This is a genomic window from Francisella-like endosymbiont (assembly GCF_003069505.1).
Taxonomy (GTDB): Bacteria; Pseudomonadota; Gammaproteobacteria; order Francisellales; family Francisellaceae; genus Francisella.
In genome coordinates, this window is the sequence record NZ_QAPC01000001.1 from 703,650 (window position 1) to 709,859 (window position 6,210).

The following is a 6,210-nucleotide window of genomic DNA, read 5'->3' on the forward strand; positions in this document are numbered from 1 at the left end:
TAAATATGGAGTATAACAATGTATATATTATCTGGAGATATTGGTGGGACTAACACTAGATTAGAAGTTTCTCTTTTAGAGAATGGTGTGACACAAAGTATAACAATAAGAAAGTATAAAGGAGCGAATTTCAATTGTTTATCTGATATCATCGATAAGTTTTTATCCGAGGTGGACTTGGTAGGTCAGATAGATTCTGTTTGTCTAGCTGTAGCTGGTTTTGTCTCTAACGGTGAGGTTGAGGTAACTAATCTACCATGGATGGTTTCTGAGCAATATATCTCAGAGGGTCTTGGTATAGACAAAATTAAGGTTAAAGTAATCAATGACTTTGAAGCAATTGGTTATGGTATAGAGTCTCTCGATAGAGAAAAAGATATCATCACAATCCAACAAGGTAAAAAAGATGATGACAACTTATGTGCTGTAGTTGGTGCTGGTACAGGTTTAGGAATGTGTTTAGTCAGCTATGATAAAGACAATAAACCAAGAGTTTACAAAACAGAGGGAGGACATGTTGATTTCTCACCTGTTGATGATGAGCAAGTTGAGTTATTTAAATTTATGCGTAAGACTTTTCATCGTATCTCTCCCGAGAGATACTGTAGTGGCTATGGTATTTATAATATCTATAAGTATGTAGTGCGTCATCCTTTATATGATCAACCTGAATGTATGGAGTTACGTAGAGCGCTATTTAGTGTTTCAGATTCCGATAAGGCAGCAGTAATTGTTAAGTATGCTATTGAACATAGAGAACCATCAGCATTGAGAACGATAGATATATTCTTAAGTATATATGGTTCAGTTGCTGGTAATTTAGCACTTACAAGTTTACCTTTTAGAGGTCTTTACATAGCCGGAGGTATTGCGCCAAGACTTATCAAACAAATAAAAGAGAGTAAATTCTTAGAGAAGTTTAGAGACAAAAGTAGAATGTCAAACATGATGAAAGACTTTCCAGTACATATAATTATGAATACGGATGTCGGTTTGATAGGTGCGCGTACTTATGCAGCTGGGTTAGTAAAGTAATTTAGTTGTTGCGGATATTTTTATTTTTTTTGATAGTACTTCGATAATTTTTTAATACCTAGTGCTGATAGATATATCGCTCCAAAGCTTGCGATAATAACATAAAAAATAGCGAATATCATAAAAATAGCTGATAGTATCGTAAGCTCACTAATACAAAATATCGTAAGTATAATTACTAAACAAATGCAGCCTAGTATATTTTTATATGAGCAGACTTTATTTTTTACTAAAGGGGTTTTAGTAATATTTAGAGTTTCTTCGCTCATCTTTTGCTTATGTTGTTGCCGTGCACTAATTATACATTTATGAAATATTGCTTTGCAAACTAAATGTTAAAATTATCTTTTAATATATTTGGATAGATAGATTGATTGTATTATCAGAAATATAAAAGTTATGCCTAAAAGACCAAAAAGTTTAAAATCCATCCAAATATCTGTAGAGAAGAAATATGCTACAAATAGATTAAGTGTACCTAGAACGGTAAAGTAAGCTCCCCACATATTATTGATTTCTTTCCATTTGTGTTGTTTTAGATCAATGGTATCTTTGAGAATTTTTTGCATAGGTGTTTCTTTCATTGTATAAGTAGTAATTATTAGACCAATACCCATTAACCAGTTAATTATACTTACTTTCCATTTTATGAGCTCTTCATTATGGAAATGTAAGGTAGCACCACCAAAAATAGCGACTAAAATGGCTATAAAAATTTGTGTTTTAGCAACTTTTCTGTGAACTATATATTCCCAAATAACTTGTGCTAGTGTTACTATGATTAGTGCTGCTGTCGCAAAAAAATATCATATATCTTATAAACCCCAAAAAATACAATTGCAGGAAGCAAATCATTAATCATTTTATTCATTTTTATTAATACTAAGTGTTGTATAATAATTTTAGAAGTATAACGGTTGTTGTAGAAATTATGAAGAGATTAGTCGAATTATATAGCTATGGTAATAATCTTTCTGAACTAAAAGAGCTTGCTAATATTTTAGATAATGATGGTGTTATAGCTATACCAACTGATTCAGGATATGCTTTAGCTTGTCGGATGAAATCAAAGAAAGGTATAGACAAAATTATCAAAATAAGAAATTTGGATAGTAGTCATAACTTTACGTTTTGTTGTAAAGATTTATCTGAGATATCAGAATATGCAAAAGTTGATAATAATGCCTATAGATTATTAAAAAGGTATACACCTGGTCCATATACTTTTATTTTAAATGCGACAAAAAAGTATCATCATTATTGGTTACTAAATCTAAGAATACTGTTGGTATTAGAGTTAGTGAGCATTATGTGCCACAAACAATATCTGCTAAAATTGGTGAACCGTTAGTTATCAGTAGCTTTATAATATCTGGTTATCAGCATGTTGTCACAGACTGTGCTGAGGTTGGTAGCCAAACAATGAATTATCTAGATGCTGTAGTTGAATCAGACTACTGTGGCTATGAGCCAACAACTGTTGTAGAGTTACTAGAATTACCATATCAAATTCTAAGACAGGGAGCTGGTGAAATAGATCTTTAGTTTTTTTAAAAAATCATATTAAAATTTAGATCTTTCTTTTATTGCGGATAAGCGTATAACTTAGTGAACCTAATAGGTAAATAATACCACTAAAAACAAATACTATAAGAAAATTATTATTTGTGACATCAAGAATAACTCCAGTGATTAATGGGGCTAAGCCAGCACCTATAAAATTGGCAAAATTTTGAGCACCACCAATGGTGCCTAGAAGCTGTGAAGGTGAGATATCTGTCGCAAGAGCCCATGTTGGTGAAATTCTTAGTCCAAGACAGAAAATAGTAACGCCAATTACACATACAATTACAAAAATATTATCTAATAAAAGGTATTGCTAATATTGATACAGAAGCCATGAGACACTCTATTATAATCGGAGTTAAGTGTGAGGTAATTGCAGAAAATCTTTTTTAAATCATTAAGTCTGAAATTATACCACCAAGCATTACTGAAGCAACACCAGAGATAAATGATGCTGGGTGGGCTATACTCATCTCGGATAAGCTTAAATTTTACCTTTATAAAATAAAAGGTAGCCAAGTCAGAAATAGCCAGTAAGCATAAGAAGAACAAAGATTGCCAATACATAAAAGTATTACATTTTTATTTTTAAGGGCATTTATTATTGATACTTTTTGAGTTCTTCTATAGCTTATGTTTGTTTCTATACGTTGTTTTTTATATATAAACCACCATATAACAGCAACAAATAAGCCAATCGTTCCAAGTGGAATAAACATTCTGCGCCAATTCATTAGTAACATTATACTTACTAAATAATATAAGAGCTAGAATATTAGTAATCCTCGGATCAAGAGCTACTATAGATGGTATAAGCCCGCGTTGTGAAGTTGGGAAGCGTTGTTGAATTATTACTTAGTAGCAACTATGAAAAAAGGTGCCTTGGCAACACCTAATAATAGCCTTGTGATGAGAATTGAATAAAAACCTACTACCAAGCCACCAAGCGCACATGCTAATGACCAGGTAATCATACTTATTAACATCACTTTATTCATACCAACCCGGTTAACTAGGTATCCAGCTGGTAGGCTAGCTAAAGCATATGGCTACATAAACTCCGAAAGTAATATACCTATTTCAATAGAACTAATGTTAAATGCTGCTGTAATCTCAGTATAGCAATATTTAGCGTCGAGCGATCAAGATAGTTTAATAATGCTAGAAAGAATAGCAATAAAATTACTAATATGTTGTAGTAAGTTTTTTCATTGTAGTTATTGTCTTACTTTACACGCATACCTGCTTGAGCTCCATGATGAGGTTCAAGTATATATATACCTTTATCATCACCTGCAGCTAAAACCATTCCTTCAGAGATACCAAACTTCATCTTTCTAGGCGCTAGGTTAGCTACCATTACAGTATGCTTGCCAATTAAATCTTCAGGTTTGTAAGCAGACTTTATACCAGCGAAAACTTGTTTTGTAACACCACCTAAGTCTAATATTAGCCTAAGTAGTTTATCTGCGCCTTCAACACCTGTTGCTTCAACTATCTTTACAACGCGTAAATCTACTTTCATAAAATCATCAAAACTACATTCTGCAGCGATATCTGGTTTAGGAGTTTGTTTTTGTTGTGGAATTTGCTCTTTTTCTAGCATTTTCTCTGTATCCTCTAAAATTTTATCGACTTTTTGTTTTTCTACACGAATTGCCAGAGGCTTAAATTTATTTATTTTATGATTTATTAAAAACTTTGGCGCATCACTCCAGTTTGCTAATTCTGTATTTAAAAATTTTTCTGCCTCAGCAATAATAGTAGGGATGATAGGTTTAAGATAAGTAGCTAAAACCTTAAACATATTTATGCCTTGTGAGCAAACTTGATGTACCTTTTGTTCTTGACTTTGTTCTTTTGCTAGTTGCCATGGTTTATGATAATCAATAAAATGATTTGCCTTGTCAGCAAGTGATATTATCAGTCTTACTGCAGTTGCAAATTCTCTTTTTTCAAAAGCTTGTGTAATGGTGTCATGATTTTTGGCAAATTCATGTTCTAACTCTTTGTCAAAAATTTCATCTGATAGAATACCATCAAATTTCTTATATATAAAACCTGCACAGCGACTAGCAATATTGACTATCTTGCCAATAATATCAGAATTTGATTTTGTAACAAACTCTTCTAAGTTTAAATCTATATCATCTATACGAGATGTTAGTCTAGATGCAAAGTAATATCTAAGGTAGCTAGGCTCTAAATTATTTAAGTAAGTTCTAGCTTGAATAAATGTGCCACGTGATTTAGACATTTTTTTACCATTAACGGTTAGAAAACCATTTGCAAACACACTAGTGGGAGTTTTATATCCTGTAGAAGCCAAAAGAGCTGGCCAAAATAGCGCATGGAAATATATTATATCTTTACCAATAAAATGATAAAGTTCATTATTACTATTATTATCACCCCAAAATTGATCAAAATCAACATTGTTGTTATTACAATAATCTCTAAAGCTTGCAATATAGCCAATAGGAGCATCTAACCAGACATAGAAAAATTTTTGCTCATTAGTATTAGGTATTGCAAAACCAAAGTATGGAGCATCGCGTGATATATCCCAGCTTTGTAAGCTCTGTTCGAACCATTCAGCTAATTTATTCGATACTTCAGGTTGTAGTAAAGTATTAGAGTCTATCCAATTTTTTATATCTTTTTCTAGAGTTGGTAAATCAAAGAAGTAATGTTCAGAGTTCTTTTGTATCGGAGCTTGACCAGAAATTACAGATCTTGGATTAATAAGCTCTGTAGGATCATAAGTTGCACCACAAACTTCACAGCTGTCACCATACTGATCTTCAGCTTTACATTTTGGACAAGTACCCTTGGCAAATCTATCTGGCAAAAACATCTTTGCTTCAGGATCATAAGCTTGAGCTATCGCTTTTTTTGAGATAAGATTTTTATTGTTAAGCTTATTATATATATCTTCTACAATCTCTTTATTTAAGGCACTATGAGTAGAGTGATAGTTATCGAAATTAATTTCAAAATTAGCAAAATCTTGTTGGTGATTATTAGAGTATTTTGCAGCTAATTCTTCTGGAGTAATGCCAAGATTCTTAGCTTTGAGCATTATTGGCGTACCATGAGTGTCACTACCACAAACAAAAATACATTGATTTCCCTGTAGTTTTTGAAATCTAACCCAGATGTCCGATTGTATATAGCCGAGTATATGGCCTAAATGTAAGTCGCCATTAGCGTATGGCAGAGCATTAGTAACGAGTATCTTTCGCATTTTGGTTAATTAATAATAATCTAAAGTTATTAACAGTGATTTTGATATTATAAAGTGTTTTGACTATTTTGTTTAGCTAAATTACGTATTAATACTAATAAAATTGCAGACACAATACAAAAATAGTGTAATGTTCTCTTGACACTATATTTTATCTATATATAATAGGTTTTCACATGGTTTAGGAGAGGTGGCCGAGTGGCTGAAGGCGCTCCCCTGCTAAGGGAGTATAGGCGTTAAACCCTATCGAGAGTTCGAATCTCTTCCTCTCCGCCATTTTACGATTTTTAAATCGGGTGTTTAGCTCAGCTGGGAGAGCATCGCCCTTACAAGGCGAGGGTCGGGGGTTCGAACCCCTCAGC

The 6,210-nt window shown here is 32.7% G+C and carries 3 protein-coding genes, 1 tRNA gene and 3 pseudogenes; 3 read left to right on the forward strand and 4 right to left on the reverse strand.

Going from position 1 to position 6,210, the window contains the following annotated elements:
- Positions 1-18: 18 nt before the first annotated feature.
- On the forward strand, positions 19-1,035 hold the full coding sequence (glk, locus tag C9379_RS03985; protein WP_143384983.1) for a glucokinase: 1,017 nt from the start codon (positions 19-21) through the stop codon (positions 1,033-1,035).
- A 20-nt stretch (positions 1,036-1,055) separates the two neighbouring features.
- On the opposite strand, the gene C9379_RS03990 is transcribed toward glk, so the two are convergent.
- Complete coding sequence (locus C9379_RS03990; protein WP_143384984.1) at positions 1,056-1,304, reverse strand: hypothetical protein; 249 nt, start codon at positions 1,302-1,304, stop codon at positions 1,056-1,058.
- 72 nt (positions 1,305-1,376) lie between these two features.
- A pseudogene (locus C9379_RS03995) lies at positions 1,377-1,906 on the reverse strand (septation protein A).
- 60 nt (positions 1,907-1,966) lie between these two features.
- On the opposite strand from C9379_RS03995, the pseudogene C9379_RS04000 reads away from it, so the two are divergent.
- Positions 1,967-2,580, forward strand: a pseudogene (locus tag C9379_RS04000) (L-threonylcarbamoyladenylate synthase).
- A 25-nt stretch (positions 2,581-2,605) separates the two neighbouring features.
- On the opposite strand, the pseudogene C9379_RS04005 reads toward C9379_RS04000, so the two are convergent.
- Positions 2,606-3,793, reverse strand: a pseudogene (locus tag C9379_RS04005) (MFS transporter).
- A gap of 33 nt (positions 3,794-3,826) precedes the next feature.
- Entirely contained in the window at positions 3,827-5,848 is a 2,022-nt protein-coding gene (gene metG / locus C9379_RS04010) for a methionine--tRNA ligase (protein ID WP_343377518.1), read from the reverse strand.
- A gap of 184 nt (positions 5,849-6,032) precedes the next feature.
- Here metG and C9379_RS04015 point away from each other — a divergent pair.
- Positions 6,033-6,124: transfer RNA gene (locus C9379_RS04015), tRNA-Ser, on the forward strand.
- The last annotated feature ends 86 nt before the right edge of the window (positions 6,125-6,210 follow it).